Origin of the sequence: Curtobacterium sp. VKM Ac-2887, assembly GCF_015350935.1 — a bacterium.
In the GTDB taxonomy this organism is placed as follows: Bacteria; Actinomycetota; Actinomycetes; order Actinomycetales; family Microbacteriaceae; genus Curtobacterium.
Genome location: NZ_JADKSB010000001.1, coordinates 19,880 through 35,334 on the forward strand (window position 1 = coordinate 19,880; position 15,455 = coordinate 35,334).

A 15,455-nucleotide genomic window follows, 5' to 3' on the forward strand; every position below is an offset into this window, starting at 1 on the left:
CCGGGGGCAGATCGGTGACACTCAACCTCTCGCCGGTCCTCATCGCGCTGCTCGCGATGATCGCGATCCCGGCCGCCGTCAGCGCGCTCGTCCGCCGCAGCGATCGCAAGCGACCACCGCCCACCGTCGTGGGCGACGAGGCGTACGGCGTGCTCTTCACCGTCCGCGCACGCCGGTGGAACTACCTCTTGCTCCGGATCATCGGGATCGTGTTCATCGTCGTGGGAGGGTTCTTCTTCCTCGCCACGCTCACGCTGCTCGACGACCCTGACGCGATCGGGATGCTCATCACTGCTGTCGCCATGGTGCTGTTCGGGATCCTGTTCGTCTACCTCGGCGTCGGGCAGAAGCGCCGTCGCGTCGAGGCGTACGACTCCCAGCTGGTGGTCACCCCGATGTTCCGCGCAGCACGGACCATCGACCCGACGGCGATCAAGCACATCCGTCCCACCACCAACCGATTCGGCGGCCTGGACATCAAGGTGAACGGGCAGCGCGGCGTCATCAGCGTCATCTCCATCGATGCGGCCTACCCGGAACTGTGCGCATGGCTCGAGCAGCGTGCGCCGGCGCAGTGGAACGATTTCGTCCGGGTCTTCGGGCACTGACGAGCGCCTCAGCCACCCTCAGGCCGGCTCGAAGCTCTTGACGTAGACGGCCTGTCGAATCGTGTTGAGGAAGCTCTGCACGGCGAAGGAGCCCGCACCGACGTCGAACTCGTAGCGCTCGCCCGAGACGACGGTCTCGGCGAGGTCATCCTCGTTGTCACGGGTGACGCCCCGCTGCAGAACGAATGTTCCGCAGTCCGAGGTCTCGAACACGATCGGCGACGTCGACGAACCGATCCCCTTCAGCGAGTTGGACGATTCGGCGCTGCTGTGGGCAGAGGTGACGGTACAGACTGCATGCACCCGGTGTCCTGCGTCGTACACCTTCAAGGTGATCGGCCCGACGAAGAAGCCCAGCAGGGGTACGAGGACAACGACAGCGAGGACGATCGATGCCGCGACCCTTTCCCGCCGCACGCGCCTTCTCCGTGCGACTCGTTCAGCGCCGGTATCAGTCAACCGTGACTCCGACGCCCGTCGTGCCGACAAACTGGCCAGCCGGCAGGCAGTCCACCGTCCCGGCATCGGGACGGACGCGCCACGGCCTTCCCGCGGCTCCCCTTCGCCAGCTCGAACCCGTACGTTTCAGGCGAGAATGCATCACGCCAAACCGACCTTCCGCCAATCCACTTTGCCATCCTCCCGCCTGTTCTTCCAGTTCGAGAGGCCCCCGGCCAAAGCAACTCAGCTCCGCCGCCGGCCATCACGGCGATGGTCACCACAGGACCCAGCGGCGTGCACATCGCGAGTTTCACGCCGTAGGCGGCAACGTTGGCCCCGACACCCTGGACCGCTCCTGCGATGGCCAGCTGCCCGCCTTTGGTAAACATAGTGGCACTTGCTTGTCGGACCCCTGCCCCGCCAGCCGTGCGCAGGATCTGAGCCACCTTCGGGATGACTTGAAGCATTCAGCCCCCTATGCAGAGCGGAATCGGTAGACGGTGGGGAGGCGGTTGATCACACCAAGAAACGATCGAAGTGCGTAGGACCCAGTGCCCACCTCCAATTTCACCCGCCCAGCTTCTTCGAGCCTGGTCGCAACCTGCTTCGAGTTTGCCTGAGTAACACCTTGACGAAGCAGCAGCGACCCGCAGTCCTTCGTCTGTATTTCAACCTCCGCGCGCGAACCACCAATCCCAATTCGGTTGACATTGCTACCAGTTCCCGCATGAGCCGATTTCACGTCACATGATATCCAAGCGTGGCGTGCCGCGTCGTAGGCATTCAGCGACGCCGGCGCAACGAACACGGCGATCACTATCAGGATCACTACACCGAGCGCCGAAAAATACCGAATCCAACGCGACCTCGAGTAGGCGTCTCGGCTCACATGACCAGGAGCGTTGCCGACGGATCGCGCGGTTGAATCGTCGCTCATAACACGCACCCTCTCATTGCCCCGGCGAAGGTGGCCTCTTTGCCCCGAAAACAAATCCGGCCAGAGCTTCCGGGAGCAAATCCGCCACGGTCAACGTTGGGTCGCGCGATCTCGTGATCCACAGACTGTCTCGCTCCGACAACATGGTCGACAGCGGTCTGCGCCCTCGTTGAACCCGTGCCAGTCAACCGTCACTCCGACCCGACGAACGCTATCCGACGCCTTCGACCCAGGGAATGCTCATCTACAGATGATCTCGAAGACGCCCGCCGGGCGAGCGGGCAGCGTCGCCCGATTGGCGAAGCTACCCACCAAGAACATCGCTGACAATACCCCACCTTGACCCGCAGGAAGCTATTTACTCACTTCTGCGTACTTGTAAATCGTTGGTGCCACCTTCACTATCTTGAGACCCGAGCGCAGATTATACGAGCCTGCCCCGACTTGAAACCGATAGTCTTCACCGGCCTTGACCGCGGCAGCTATTCTCTTCATGTTTGATCTATCAACACCGTTCAGGTAGAGAAGGTTGCCACAGTCGGTGTGGAAGGTAACTTGCGATTCCGACCCCCCTGCGCCTTTCGCGGATCGCGAAGACGAAATATTCGCCTCCGCGGATTGCACGTTACAGACGACTTCGATGCGATGCCCATCGTCATACCACCGTAGAATCGACGGGCCGAACCCGAAGACGATGACCGGGACACCGATCACCAGAAGAAGAATTGCCACGGCGCTCAGACGTTCCCGTCGGATCCGGGCTCGGCTCTTTGCTACACGGGTGGCTCTCGCCGGCGTCTGGTCTTCCGCAGGAACGCTCACGAGAAGACTCTATCCTCGGTGCCGAGCGGTTGGGCTGTGCACGTCAGGTCCTTCAGCGCCTCCGACAACGCCGCTCCAGAAGCTCCTGCTGAGGTTCGCGCCCGAAGCGTCACCGCCGGGCCGAGCTATCTCGTTCACAACGCTCTGGAATCCTCCTACCGCGGAGTCGACACCCTTGCTCACCACGGCACTAGCCGCTTGCGTGGCAGTCGACACTCCTTCAAGATTCGCGTGACGGCCGGTGGATCCTGCAACGTCGTCGAGGTTCAGCCTCGAAGCCAACATCGAACCGAGCTTCGGCGCGGAAGCGCTGGATACTGCACTAAAAGCCGTGCCTGTTGCCATTCCCACACCCCCGGCTTGGAGATACCCACCGGCGTCACCTTGCCAGCCCGTTTTCACTCCGTAGTCAGCCATGTTGCTCGTAGCGTTCTGCACACCGCTGGAGATCGCGGATCGCCCTGCTTCCCCGAGCACTCGAGATCCACCCGCTCGCGCTACCCAGCTGATGCTCGATCTACCCAGAGCGGGAACGGCCTTGGACAAGCCGAGTGAAGTCCCTCCTCCAACCGCGCCAGCGACTCCACCGATCAGGGCATCGACACCGACCGCGCCCCAATCGACCTTCCCGTCCTTCCCGCGATTCGACTTGATCGACATCCCCCCAGCGAGGGCCGCGCCGCCGCCGGCCATCACTGCGATGGCCACCACTGGCCCCAGCGGTGTGCACATCGCCAGGACGGTTGCGGCGATCCCGACGCCGATGGCGATGTTGGAGATGAGCTCCGAGTGCTCATCAGCCCAGTCGCGCACGTTGGCGATCGCACCCTGGTTCGCATCCCGGTACGCCTGCAGGTCCTTGTCCGTCGCCGGCCGGAGCCCGAGCGGGTCGACGGCCTGCAACGGGTCGTTGCCAGCGTACGAGTAGGGGTTCCCCGACCACGCCGCACCCAGGATCGGCGCGAGCGGGTCGACCGACAGGAAGCCCCGCGCCGCAGGGTCGTACACACGTGCGCCGAGCCACTCCAACCCGGCGACGGACATCCCGCCCGAGCCGGTCAGTGCCACCCCCGCGGGCAGCCCGACGTCGGTGACGGCAGCGAGCGCCGCCCAAGGGTCCGCAGCGTCGGTCGCGCGAGCAGTGCGCCACGCGGGCTGCGTGACAGCATCGCCGATCGCGGTGACACCACCGGGCAAGTCGAGCAGCGACGTGTCGGCGATGCTGATGAGTGACGGAACGACCGCGGCGGAGTCCCACCACGCGGCGACCCCACCCACCTCGGCGAGCTCGCCGAGGGCATCGACCCAGACGTCGAGCCGGCCGGTCTCAGCGTACGAGGCGTCGCGGTCGACGACGGCAGCGAGGTACCCGAGGTCCGACCACGCGTACTCGGTGGTGGATCCGTCAACGGCGGTCCGTCGGATGCGTCGACCGAGACCGTCGTGGACGTACTCGATCCGGCCATCCTCGGTGATCGTCGCGACCAGCTGACCGGCAGCGTCGTACTCGTGGCGTGTCTCGGCCCCGCCGACGGTCTCGGCGACGAGCCGCCCACGGTCGTCGTAGGTCCACGTCGAGTCCCCGGCACGGACGAGCTGGCCGGCAGCGTCGTACTCGTAGGACACCGTTCCGGACGGTCCGTCGACCGCGGTGATCCGCGCGTCGGCATCGCGCTCGATCCGCGTGCTGGTGGCACCGTCGAGCGTCGTCGAGGTGTGCGCGACGAGTGCGCCACCCTCGTACGACCACGACTGCACCAGTTCACCAGTGGCTGCCTGGACGATCCGACCCGAGGCGTCGTACGAGAACGTGCCGGCAGGGGCGCCGTCCCGTTCCACCCCGACGACGCGGCCGACGGCATCGCGACGGTAGGTGGTGCGGGTGCCGTTCGGGTCGACCCGAGCCGTGCGGTTGCCGTCGGCGTCGTACTCCCACGCGACGGACCGGTCGCCCCGGGCACGGCGGACGAGCAGGCCACGGCGGTCGTGCTGGAGCTCGTGCTCGATCGTCCGACCGGCACCACGGGTGTGGTCCGTCACGACGACCGTGCGGTGGACGGCGTCACGGGAGATCTCCGACTGCACCGCACCGTCGACGAGCACGGCCCGCTGTCGACCTGCCGCGTCGTGGGTCCACTCCGTCGTGCGGCCGTCGGGATCCGTCTGGCGGATCTGGCGCCCGGCGGGGTCGTAGGCCGCGCTGGTGGTGCGGTCGAGCGGGTCGGTGACGGCGACCACACGGTCGGCGGCGTCGTACTCGCGTCGAGTGGTCCCGCCGGCAGGATCGGTGATCGTCACCAGGCGCCCGCGCTCGTCGTACTCGAACGAGGTGACTCCGTCGAGACCGTTGACGACCTCGATCAGCTGCCCCGCGGGGTCGTAACGGAACCGACGACGGCCGAAGCGTGCGTCGTGGCTGGAGACGAGCCTCCCGGCCTGGTCGTACCGGAACCGCGCGGTGCCGGAACCCGGAGTCGTCTGCGTGACCACACGTCCGACGGCGTCGTACGTGACCTCCTCGACCTCGCCGGTGGGCAGGGTCCGGGCTACGACGCGGGAGTCCGCGTCGTAGGCGAGCGTCGTCCGCGCCCCGGCGGCGTCGGTCGCCGCGGTGGGTCGACCGCAGGCGTCGTAGTCGTAGGTCGAGCGCGCCCCCGAGGGGGCGACCAAGGCGACGACACGGCCGGCGAGGTCGCGCTCGAGTCGGGTCAGGCCGCCTTCGCCGTCGACGAGTTCGACTGGTCGGCCGGCAGCGTCGTAGGTGACGAGTTCGGAACCGGTCTCGTCGGAGGTCGACTCGACCGGTCGGCCGTACTCGTCGAACCGGACGGTCGCCGAGTCGAAGGCGTCACGCAGGGTCGCGACGCCGGTCGCGACGTCGTCCGAGAACTCCTGGCGGACGCCCGTCGGGTCGATGGTCGCCGTCAGCTCGCCGACGACGTCGTACTCACGACGCCAGGTGGCGCCGGCGGGGTCGGTGATGGCCTGGAGGCGCGACAAGGCGTCGTGCGCGAACGTCCAGACCGCGCCACCCGGCAACACGAGCTCCGCCAGGTTGCCCTGGTCGTCGAACGTCCGCGAGACACGCCGACCCAGCGGGTCGGTGGTCGTCGCGAGCTCGCCGTTCGGGGCGTAGTCGAACGTGGTGCGCGCTCCGAGCGGGTCCACGACCGCTGCGATGCGCGAGCCGGCGCCGTACTCGAAGCGCCAGACGGCTCCGCCGGCGTCACGTCGTTCGACGAGGAGCCCCGCTGCGTCGTAGCGGTACTCGCTCCGTGCGCCGGAGGGGCTGACCGCGGCGACCGGGCGACCGGCCGGATCGCGCTCGATCCGAGCGGTGTCGCCGACGGCGTTCGTGGTCGCGACGAGCTCGCCGAACGCGTCGTGGTCGAAGGTCAGGACCACGCCGGCCGGGTCGACGACGCGGGTGAGGGCGCCGTCCTGCCAGGTCAGCTCCGTCCGGCCCCCGACCGGGTCGGTGATCACCGACGGGTCGCGGTCGTCGCCCACGTACTCGTACGCGACGACGGCGCCGGCCTCGGTGACCACGGTCGCGACGCGGTCCTGCTCGTCGTACCCGTAGGTCAGGTCGCCGCCGGACGGTGTGACGGTGCGGGTCTTCCGGCCGCGGTCGTCGTACGCGTGCACGGTGACGGACCCGTCCCGCTCGGTCGCCGACACGAGGTTGCCGTGCCGGTCGTAGCTCATCGACTGGCGTCGGTCGTCGGAGTCGATGACCCCGACCAAGCGCCCCTTGGCGTCGGCGATGTACGAGTTGGACCGGGAACCGTCGTGGTCGGACACCACCGTGACACGACCGGGCAGGTACGCGAACCGCACCGTGCGGCCGTGCGGGCTGACCTGCTCGACGACGCGACGCTGGTCGTCGTAGGTGTTGTCGACCTCGACGACACCGGCCGCGCTCGTGACCGTCGTGATCAGGTCGTCGTCGTTCCAGCCGTAGATCCGGGTGCCGACGGCATCGGTCACCGAGACGAGTCGGCCGCGATCGTCGTACCCGTACTCGACCCGGCGGCCGTCGGAGGCGCGGAGCACCGCCACCCGGCCGTCGACGTGGTCGATGTCGATCGAGCGACCGCGCTCGTGCACCAGGCGCACGACGACGTCGGAGGCGTCCCGCTCGACGCGGACCGCGGTGCCGGCCCCACCGCGCTGTCCGAGCCACAGCCCGGACGGCGAGAAGTCGATGCGCCCGCCCTGGTTGTCGCGGACGACGAGCCGGTCGCCCTCGGCCGCGAGCCAGCGGTTCTCGCCGACGCCGCGGGCCCACCCCTCGCCGTCGCGCGGGAAGCGCACCTGGCGACCGTCGGCTCCGACGAAGGATGCGCCCTCGTCGTCGATGAGCAACCGGGTCTCGAGGATCGATGCCCACCCCGGACCGAAGCGCCCGGCGTGCTGGTCGAGCGAGTTGTACATGCGCGTGACCTGCAGCGCTGCGGATGCACCGGTGAACCCGAGGTCGAGCTCGGGTTCGAGGAAGTTGCCCGTCGTGGTGTTGACCGGGTCCATCGAGTAGCCGGTCGTCGGCTGGGCCCCGTAGGCCGACGGCGGATCGAACTGCAGGTCGGTGCGGGACTGCGAGACCCCCGCGGCGGCCAAGGCTGCGGCGAGCGCGGCGTCCGAGACCGTGGAGACGGCGCCTTCACCGCCGGCAGCAGCGAACGCGTCGGCGATGGTGTTCGCCCAGGTGACGTCCTGGCCGTTGGCGGTGATCCACTGCTCGAAGGCGTTCACCAGGCTCGTCGCGTCGATGTGCCCCCAGGAGCACTTCGACGCGAAGTCGATGAGCTTGCCGCGCAGACCGGCCGGCTTGCCGTCGAGGGACTGGTTCAGCGTCGACGACCCGGTCGCGAACGAGCGGAGGTCGGCGGGCTTGGCCGACGACGTCCCACCGCCGCCGCCACCGGAGCCGGGGTTCGGCGTCTGGCGCGGAGTGCTCGGTCCGGTCGCCTGGTCGAAGGTCGGTGCGTCCTCGTGGTGGACGGTGGGCGGCACGGGAGCCCCGGCGACCTTGTCGTGCACCCACTCGAAGAAGTTCCGGTCGCCGTACTCCGCTTCCCAGTCGCGGGCTTCCTTGCGACGAGCGTTCTCCCGCTCGGCAGCGGCCTTCATCTTGTCGACCCACCCCGCGACGGTGCGGAGGTTCGCGGCGATCGTCGAACCGTCGGACGCTGCCGTCGACGCGTTCTGCGCGAAGAGCTCGGAGAAGTGCCCGCGGAACTCTTGCGACGCGGTGGTGACGTAGGACTGCCGCGAGCCGGCCTGCCCCTCGATCGACTCGGCCGCGCCGTTCAGCGCCGTGCTGAGTGCGTCGGCCGTGCCGTTGTCGAACTTGACCGGATCGTTGCCGTGCAGGTCAGCCATGGTTCATCCCCCGAAGTCGTACTGGTCGTGCTGGTCACGCGGCCCCACCGACCGCGAACGCCCGGACCGCCGCGAGCGCGACGGTCCGGGCGGAACGAGTGGCTGCTTACGCGCCGCCACCCGCGGTGAAGATGTCCTGCGAGATCTTGTCGAGCTGCGTGCGGAGCTGCTCCAGCTCGGTCTTCGCCTTGTCGAGGGCGGCCTTGGTCTCCGGCCAGGTCGACCCACGGAAGGTCGCCGCGAGCGGGCCGTCCCAGACGTTCGAGTCGGACAGGATCCGGCCCTGGGCGTCGAGCTGCGAGATCTGGTCGGTGAAACCACCGTTGACGATCGACTGGACCTGACGGATGGCGGTCTTGGCCTGCTCGGTCGAAAGGACACGCGACATGATGAACCTCTTTCATTCGTAGCTGCACCCCCGCGCAGTGGAATCCCCCCGGAGGCTCTGACGGGACCCACCATACCCACAATCCGGCGCAGATGTCACCGTTCGTATATCGTGATCGTTCCTCCACAAACAGTCCGTTCACCGCGGGTTTCCACAGCGTCCACCGGAGCCCCTCCGGCCTTGGTGCCCGGGTGGCAGGATGTGGACATGGACACCGAACCGCAGCTCGACGGCGAATCCGTCGCACCCGACCTCGACGACTTCGACGAGGTCGTCGAGATCGAGCACGAGTCGCTGCCGTCGGACCGCTACTTCGACCGCGAGCTGAGCTGGCTCCGCTTCAACCAGCGCGTGCTCGAGCTGGGCGAGGACCGCACGCAGCCCCTGCTCGAGCGGGCGAACTTCCTGGCGATCTTCGCGTCCAACCTCGACGAGTTCTTCATGGTCCGGGTCGCGGGCCTGAAGCGCCGCATCGACACCGGCATCGCCGTGCCGACCAACGTCGGCCGTGCACCGAGCGACGTCCTGCGCGACATCGCCAAGAAGGCGCACGAGCTGCAGGATCGCCACGCCCAGGCGTTCATCGGATCGCTCAAGCCCGACCTCGACGCGGCCGGCATCCACATCGAGCACTGGTCCGACCTGGACGAGGCCGACCGGCTCCGGATGCGCGAGTACTTCAACGAGCAGATCTTCCCGGTGCTCATGCCCCTGGCGGTCGACCCGGCGCACCCGTTCCCCTACATCTCCGGGCTCTCGCTCAACCTGGCCGTCCGGGTCCGCAACCCGAAGTCGCAGCGCCAGGAGTTCGCGCGCCTCAAGGTGCCGCAGAACTTCTCCCGCTTCATCAAGCTGCCGGACGACAACTCCGGCCGGATGCGCTTCATCCCCCTCGAAGACCTCATCGCGAACCACCTCGACGATCTGTTCCCGGGGATGGAGGTGCTCGAGCACCACGTGTTCCGGGTCACCCGCAACGAGGACGTCGAGATCGAGGAGGACGAGGCCGAGAACCTCATCCAGGCCCTCGAGCGCGAGCTGCTGCGTCGCCGGTTCGGTCCGCCCATCCGTCTCGAGATCACCGAGGACATGGACCCGGTGACCCTCGACCTGCTCGTGCGCGAACTCGACATCACCGAGCAGGAGGTCTTCCGGCTGCCGTCGCCGCTCGACCTCGGTGGCCTGTTCGAGCTCTCGAAGATCAACCGCCCGGACCTGCACTACCCGAAGCACGTGCCGACGACCCCGGTGCAGTTCCAGCCCGGTGAGCCGAACACGAAGCCCGACCTGTTCCGTGCGATCAAGGCGAACGACGTCCTCGTGCACCACCCGTACGAGTCCTTCGCGACGAGCGTGCAGGCGTTCCTCGAGCAGGCCGCGGCCGACCCGCACGTGCTCGCGATCAAGCAGACGCTGTACCGCACCTCGGGTGACAGCCCCATCGTCGAGGCCCTGATCGACGCGGCCGCCGCGGGCAAGCAGGTCCTGGCGCTCGTCGAGATCAAGGCACGCTTCGACGAGCAGAACAACATCACGTGGGCCCGCAAGCTCGAGAAGGCCGGCGTGCACGTCGTCTACGGCCTGGTCGGGCTGAAGACGCACTCGAAGCTCGTGCTCGTCATCCGGCAAGAGGGCGGCACGCTCAAGCACTACAGCCACATCGGCACGGGCAACTACAACCCGAAGACCTCGCGCATCTACGAGGACATGGGCCTGTTCACCGCGGACGACACCGTGGGCAAGGACCTGACGCGCCTGTTCAACGAGCTGTCCGGCTACGCGATCGAGAAGAAGTTCAAGCGGCTGCTGGTCGCGCCGTTGCACCTGCGCAAGGGGCTGCTCAAGCGGATCCAGACCGAGTCCGACAACGCCCGCGCCGGCAAGCCGTCCGGCATCCGGATCAAGGTCAACTCGATGGTCGACGAGCAGATCATCGACGCCCTGTACCTGGCCAGCCAGGCGGGCGTGCCGGTGGACGTCTGGGTGCGCGGCATCTGCTCGCTCAAGCCGGGGATGGAGGGCGTGAGCGACACCATCCGGGTGCGGAGCATCGTCGGGCGGTACCTCGAGCACTCCCGCGCGTTCGCGTTCCACAACGACGGCGACCCGGCGGTCTTCATCGGCAGCGCCGACATGATGCACCGCAACCTCGACCGCCGCGTCGAGGCCCTCGTCCGGCTGACGGCACCGGACCACATCGACGAGGTGCTCGCGATGTTCGACCTGGCGATGGCCGACACCGCGAGCTCGTGGCACCTCGAGTCCGACGGTGAGTGGACCCGCCACTCGACCGACGATGACGGTCGCCCGCTCGAAGACGTGCAGAATGTGACGATGCGGAAGATCTCGGCTCGGAAGCGCTCCACTCGGTGAGCGGCGGTCCCTCGGGCCCCGTCCTCGCCGCCGGCGCAGTCGTCTGGCGCGAACAGGACGGCACGCCCCTCGTGCTGCTCATCCACCGCGACCACCACAAGGACGTCTCCCTGCCCAAGGGCAAGGTCGACCCGGGCGAGGCCGTCCCGACGACCGCCGTGCGCGAGATCGACGAGGAGACCGGGTACCGCGTGCACCTCGGCGCCCCGCTCGGCACCGCGGAGTACGTGCTGCCGAACGGTCGCGACAAGGTCGTGCACTACTGGGCCGCCCGCGTCTCGTCGAAGGAGTACGCCCGCGCGGGTGACTTCACCCCGAACCACGAGGTCGCCGCGCTCGAGTGGGTCACGATCGACGACGCCCGCAACCGTCTGACGTACGAGCGCGACGTGGCGATCCTCGACCGGTTCGCCGAGCGCGCCGCCGCGGGCCACCACCGCACGTTCGCCCTGATCGCGCTGCGACACGCGAAGACCGTGCCCGGCTCCGACTGGAACGGCCCGGACGCCACCCGTCCGCTCCTGCCCGTCGGTCGTTCCCAGGCCAAGGCCGCCGCGTCGCCCGTCGCCGCGTTCGGCCCGAAGAAGATCGTGAGCAGCACGGCGGCCCGGTGCCTCGCCACCGTCGAACCGCTGTCCGCCACCACCAAGCTCGGCGTCTCGAGCACCCCCGACATCAGCCAGGACGCCCACGACCGCGGCGCCGCCGACGTCAAGGGCATCGTCCGCCGCCGGCTCGACAAGGGCAAGACCGCGGTGCTGTGCTCGCACGGGCCGGTGCTGCCGGACATCATCGCCCGGATCGCCACCGCGACCGCCGACGACTCCGGCCGGTTCGACCTCCGCCGCGCCGCGATGCTCTCGGTCGGCGACTTCTCGGTGATGCACATCGCCGGCGAGACCCTCGTCGCCGTCGAGACGCACCGCAACACGATCCCGGCGTAGCGACCGCACGCCCTGCACCCGCCACGGACCGGGCGTCCGCCGCGCCCGGAACGCGATCCGCGCCTCCCGGTCGGCACAACCCCTCGTTCACCTTCCGTTCACCAACGCGCGTGATCCCCGTCACCTCGCGTCCCTACAGTCGCTCCCGGGTCGGCACCGGCCCAGGGACCGCAGTGGTCCCACTGCACCCCATCCCCGAAGGGACCCCTGTGAACATCAAGCGAATCGGTTCGATCGCAGCAATCGCGATCGCCGGCGCAGTCGTGCTCTCCTCGTGCGCGGCGAACGAGGACGCGGGCAGCACCGAGTCCTCCTCGAGCAACAGCGACCTCTCGAGCCTCTCCGGAACCCTGACCGGCTCCGGCTCGTCCGCCCAGCAGACCGCGCAGGCCACCTGGGCCGCCGGTTTCCAGGACCAGGCCTCGGGCGTCACGGTCAACTACACGCCCGATGGTTCGGGCGCCGGCCGCAAGAACTTCATCTCGGGTGCCGCGGACTTCGCCGGCTCCGATGCAGCACTGAACGACGAGGAGCTCTCGGGCTCCTTCGACCTGTGCAAGGCCGACACCAAGGCCATCGACATCCCGGTCTACATCTCCCCGATCGCGATCGCCTACAAGGTCGACGGCGTCAGCGACCTGACCCTCGACGCGAAGACCATCGCGGGCATCTTCTCGGGCAAGATCACCAAGTGGAACGACTCGCAGATCGCCGACCTGAACGACGGCGTCGACCTGCCGGACGCGAACATCACGGTCGTGCACCGCTCCGACGACTCGGGCACCACGCAGAACTTCTCGGAGTACGTCTCCGCGAACGCCGGCGACGTCTGGACCGAAGAGCCGAGCCAGACCTTCCCGTACTCGGTCGGTGACAGCGCGAAGGGCACCTCCGGTGTCGCCTCCGCCATGGGCAGCGCCTCCAACGCGATCACCTACATCGACGACTCCGGCGCGGGTGACCTCGACAAGGCGAAGCTGATGGTCGGCGACAAGGCCACCGAGATCTCGGCCGACGGCGCCGCGCAGGTCGTCGCCGACTCGAAGGTCGCCACCGGCCGCGAGGACAACGACCTCGCGATCGACATCGACCGCAAGGACACCGCTGACGGTGCCTGGCCGCTCGTCCTCGTCTCCTACGCCATCGCGTGCCAGGAGTACAAGGACTCGGACAAGGCCGACCTGGTGAAGGGCTTCCTGAGCTACGTCGTCACCGGTGACGCGCAGGACGCCGCGGCGAAGGAGGCCAAGTCGGCCGCCCTGTCGTCCGACCTGGCTGACAAGGCCGCTGCCGCGGTCGACTCCATCAAGTAAGACCCTCGAGCGCCCGGACGCCGGTCCCACCCACCTGACCGGCGTCCGGGCACTTGCCCGTCGCGACGCGAGCAGCCCGGCCCCACCGCCAGCGCCCGTCCGACCAGCGCCGTTCCACGCTCCACCACCCGAACCCGTCGCCTCCCCCGGCGTTCCTCCGACAGGAGTCCCATGACGACCGCACCGGCCCAGCCAGGGGCCACCGTCACCCCGACCAAGCCGAAGGCCGTCGTCCGCGTCGGTGACCGGGTGTTCTCCGCCGCCTCGGTGATCGCCGGCGGCCTCATCCTGTTCGTGCTCGTGCTCGTTGCCGCGTTCCTCGTCTGGCAGAGCATCCCGGCGTTCTCCGCCAAGGTCGGCGAGCTGCCGAACAACGCCACGAACTTCTGGGACTACGTCGGACCCCTGGTCTTCGGCACCGTCTGGTCCGCGCTCATCGCGCTCGTGATCTCGGTCCCGCTCGCCCTCGGAATCGCCCTGTTCATCTCGCACTTCGCTCCGAGGCGGCTCGCCCCGGTGCTCGGCTACGTCATCGACCTGCTCGCCGCGGTCCCGTCGGTCGTCTACGGCCTCTGGGGCATCGTGGTGCTGGCGCCGTTCGTGAAGCCGTTCTACGGCTTCCTGAACGAGTACCTCGGCTGGTTCCCGCTCTTCTCCGGTCAGGTGTCCGGCACCGGCCGCACCATCCTGACCGCGTCGATCGTCCTCGCCGTGATGGCGATCCCGATCATGACGGCCGTCATGCGCGAGATCTTCCTGCAGGCGCCCACGCTCAACGAGGAAGCCGCCCTGGCCCTCGGTGCGACGCGCTGGGAGATGATCCGCCTGTCCGTGCTGCCGTTCGCGAAGTCCGGCATCGTGTCCGCGATCATGCTCGGGCTCGGACGTGCCCTGGGCGAGACGATGGCGATCGCCCTGGTGCTGTCGGTCTCGACGAACGTCACCTTCCAGATGCTGACCTCGCAGAACCCCTCGACGATCGCCGCGAACATCGCGCTGCAGTTCGCCGAGGCATCGGGGACCGCCCTGAACGCCCTGATCGCGACGGGCCTGATCCTGTTCGTCATCACCCTGGTCATCAACATGCTCGCGCGGTACATCGTCCGCACGCGGGTCAGCTGAGAGGTCCACCCGATGTCCCTCGCTCTCCGTCAGACCGGCACCGCCGGCAACGTCTACGCCAACGGCAAGCTGCACCGCTCGGTGCCGTGGCTGCTGCTCGTCGGCAGCTGGGTCGCCCTGGTGGCCGTCTTCGCCCTGCTCAACGCCGGCGGCGCGGTCAAGGACTTCAACGTCGTCGCGGCGCTCTTCCTCGGCACCGTCCTGTTCGACGTCCTGATCGTGGTCGTCTCGCGCATCGTCGAGGGCGGCCGCCAGGCCGTCGACCGGCTCATCACCTCGCTCGTCGTCACCGCCTTCGTCATCGCGGTCCTGCCGCTGGTGTCGCTGCTCTGGACGGTCCTGGCCGACGGTCTCGCCCGCTTCGACGCGAACTTCTTCTCCTACTCGATGCGCGGTGTGATCTCCGAGGGCGGCGGCGCGATCCACGCGCTGATCGGCACGCTCGAGATCACCCTGTTCGCGGCGCTCATCTCGGTGCCGATCGGGCTGCTCACCTCGATCTACCTGGTCGAGTACGGCCGCGGCGCACTGGCGAAGGGCATCACGTTCTTCGTCGACGTCATGACGGGCATCCCCTCGATCGTCGCCGGGTTGTTCGCGTACGCCCTGTTCGCGCTGTTCCTCGGCCCTGGTGCCCGCTTCGGCCTGGTCGGCTCGGTCGCCCTGTCGGTGCTGATGATCCCGATCGTCGTGCGCTCCACCGAAGAGGTGCTGAAGATCGTGCCGATGGAGCTCCGCGAAGCCTCCTACGCCCTCGGGGTGCCGAAGTACCTCACGATCCTCAAGGTCGTCCTGCCCACGTCGCTCGCCGGCATCACCACCGGCGTCATGCTCTCCATCGCCCGCGTCATCGGCGAGACGGCCCCGCTGCTCGTCACCGCTGGCTTCACCGCGAGCATGAACTACGACCTGTTCAAGGACCCGATGATGACCCTGCCGGTGTACGCGTACACGCAGTACTCGCAGCAGGGCGCCAACCCGCAGCCGTTCGTCGACCGTGCCTGGACCGCCGCGCTGGTGCTCATCCTCATCGTGATGGTGCTCAACCTGCTCGCCCGGTTCGTCACCCGACTCTTCGCCCCCAAGCTCTCGCGCTAGCGAACCCACTTCCCCACCCACCAG

General features: G+C 68.2%; 10 protein-coding genes. 6 read left to right on the forward strand and 4 right to left on the reverse strand.

What is annotated here, in order from left to right:
* The first annotated feature begins 14 nt into the window (after nucleotides 1-14).
* Nucleotides 15-608, forward strand: coding sequence for a hypothetical protein (locus ITJ69_RS00080; protein WP_194671670.1), 594 nt, complete (start codon nucleotides 15-17; stop codon nucleotides 606-608).
* An 18-nt stretch (nucleotides 609-626) separates the two neighbouring features.
* Here ITJ69_RS00080 and ITJ69_RS00085 read toward each other — a convergent pair whose 3' ends face one another.
* The 4 genes from ITJ69_RS00085 to ITJ69_RS00100 form a co-directional block, all read right to left on the reverse strand.
* Nucleotides 627-1,025, reverse strand: a complete 399-nt coding sequence (locus ITJ69_RS00085) for a hypothetical protein (protein ID WP_194671671.1) — start codon at nucleotides 1,023-1,025, stop codon at nucleotides 627-629.
* Nucleotides 1,026-2,340: 1,315 nt separating this feature from the next.
* On the reverse strand, nucleotides 2,341-2,808 hold the full coding sequence (locus tag ITJ69_RS00090) for a hypothetical protein (protein ID WP_194671672.1): 468 nt from the start codon (nucleotides 2,806-2,808) through the stop codon (nucleotides 2,341-2,343).
* A gap of 9 nt (nucleotides 2,809-2,817) precedes the next feature.
* Entirely contained in the window at nucleotides 2,818-8,193 is a 5,376-nt protein-coding gene (locus ITJ69_RS00095) for a DUF6531 domain-containing protein (RefSeq protein ID WP_194671673.1), read from the reverse strand.
* Between the two features lie 106 nt (nucleotides 8,194-8,299).
* A complete protein-coding gene (locus tag ITJ69_RS00100; protein WP_017888088.1) occupies nucleotides 8,300-8,581 on the reverse strand; it encodes a hypothetical protein in 282 nt (93 codons plus the stop codon).
* A gap of 207 nt (nucleotides 8,582-8,788) precedes the next feature.
* Between ITJ69_RS00100 and ITJ69_RS00105 the strand changes: the two genes are divergently transcribed.
* The 5 genes from ITJ69_RS00105 to pstA all read left to right on the forward strand — a co-directional run bounded on the left by ITJ69_RS00105 (nucleotide 8,789) and on the right by pstA (nucleotide 15,431).
* A complete protein-coding gene (locus tag ITJ69_RS00105; protein WP_194671674.1) occupies nucleotides 8,789-10,954 on the forward strand; it encodes an RNA degradosome polyphosphate kinase in 2,166 nt (721 codons plus the stop codon).
* A complete protein-coding gene (locus ITJ69_RS20800) occupies nucleotides 10,951-11,898 on the forward strand; it encodes an NUDIX hydrolase (RefSeq protein ID WP_123293276.1) in 948 nt (315 codons plus the stop codon). The genes ITJ69_RS00105 and ITJ69_RS20800 overlap by 4 nt, the downstream gene beginning before the upstream one ends.
* Before the next feature lie 209 nt (nucleotides 11,899-12,107).
* Entirely contained in the window at nucleotides 12,108-13,211 is a 1,104-nt protein-coding gene (gene pstS, locus ITJ69_RS00115) for a phosphate ABC transporter substrate-binding protein PstS (protein WP_194671675.1), read from the forward strand.
* Nucleotides 13,212-13,382: 171 nt separating this feature from the next.
* Complete coding sequence (pstC, locus tag ITJ69_RS00120) at nucleotides 13,383-14,333, forward strand: phosphate ABC transporter permease subunit PstC (protein ID WP_194671676.1); 951 nt, start codon at nucleotides 13,383-13,385, stop codon at nucleotides 14,331-14,333.
* 12 nt (nucleotides 14,334-14,345) lie between these two features.
* Nucleotides 14,346-15,431: a phosphate ABC transporter permease PstA gene (gene pstA, locus ITJ69_RS00125; RefSeq protein WP_194671677.1), complete on the forward strand. Its 1,086-nt coding sequence runs from the start codon at nucleotides 14,346-14,348 to the stop codon at nucleotides 15,429-15,431.
* Nucleotides 15,432-15,455: the final 24 nt, after the last annotated feature.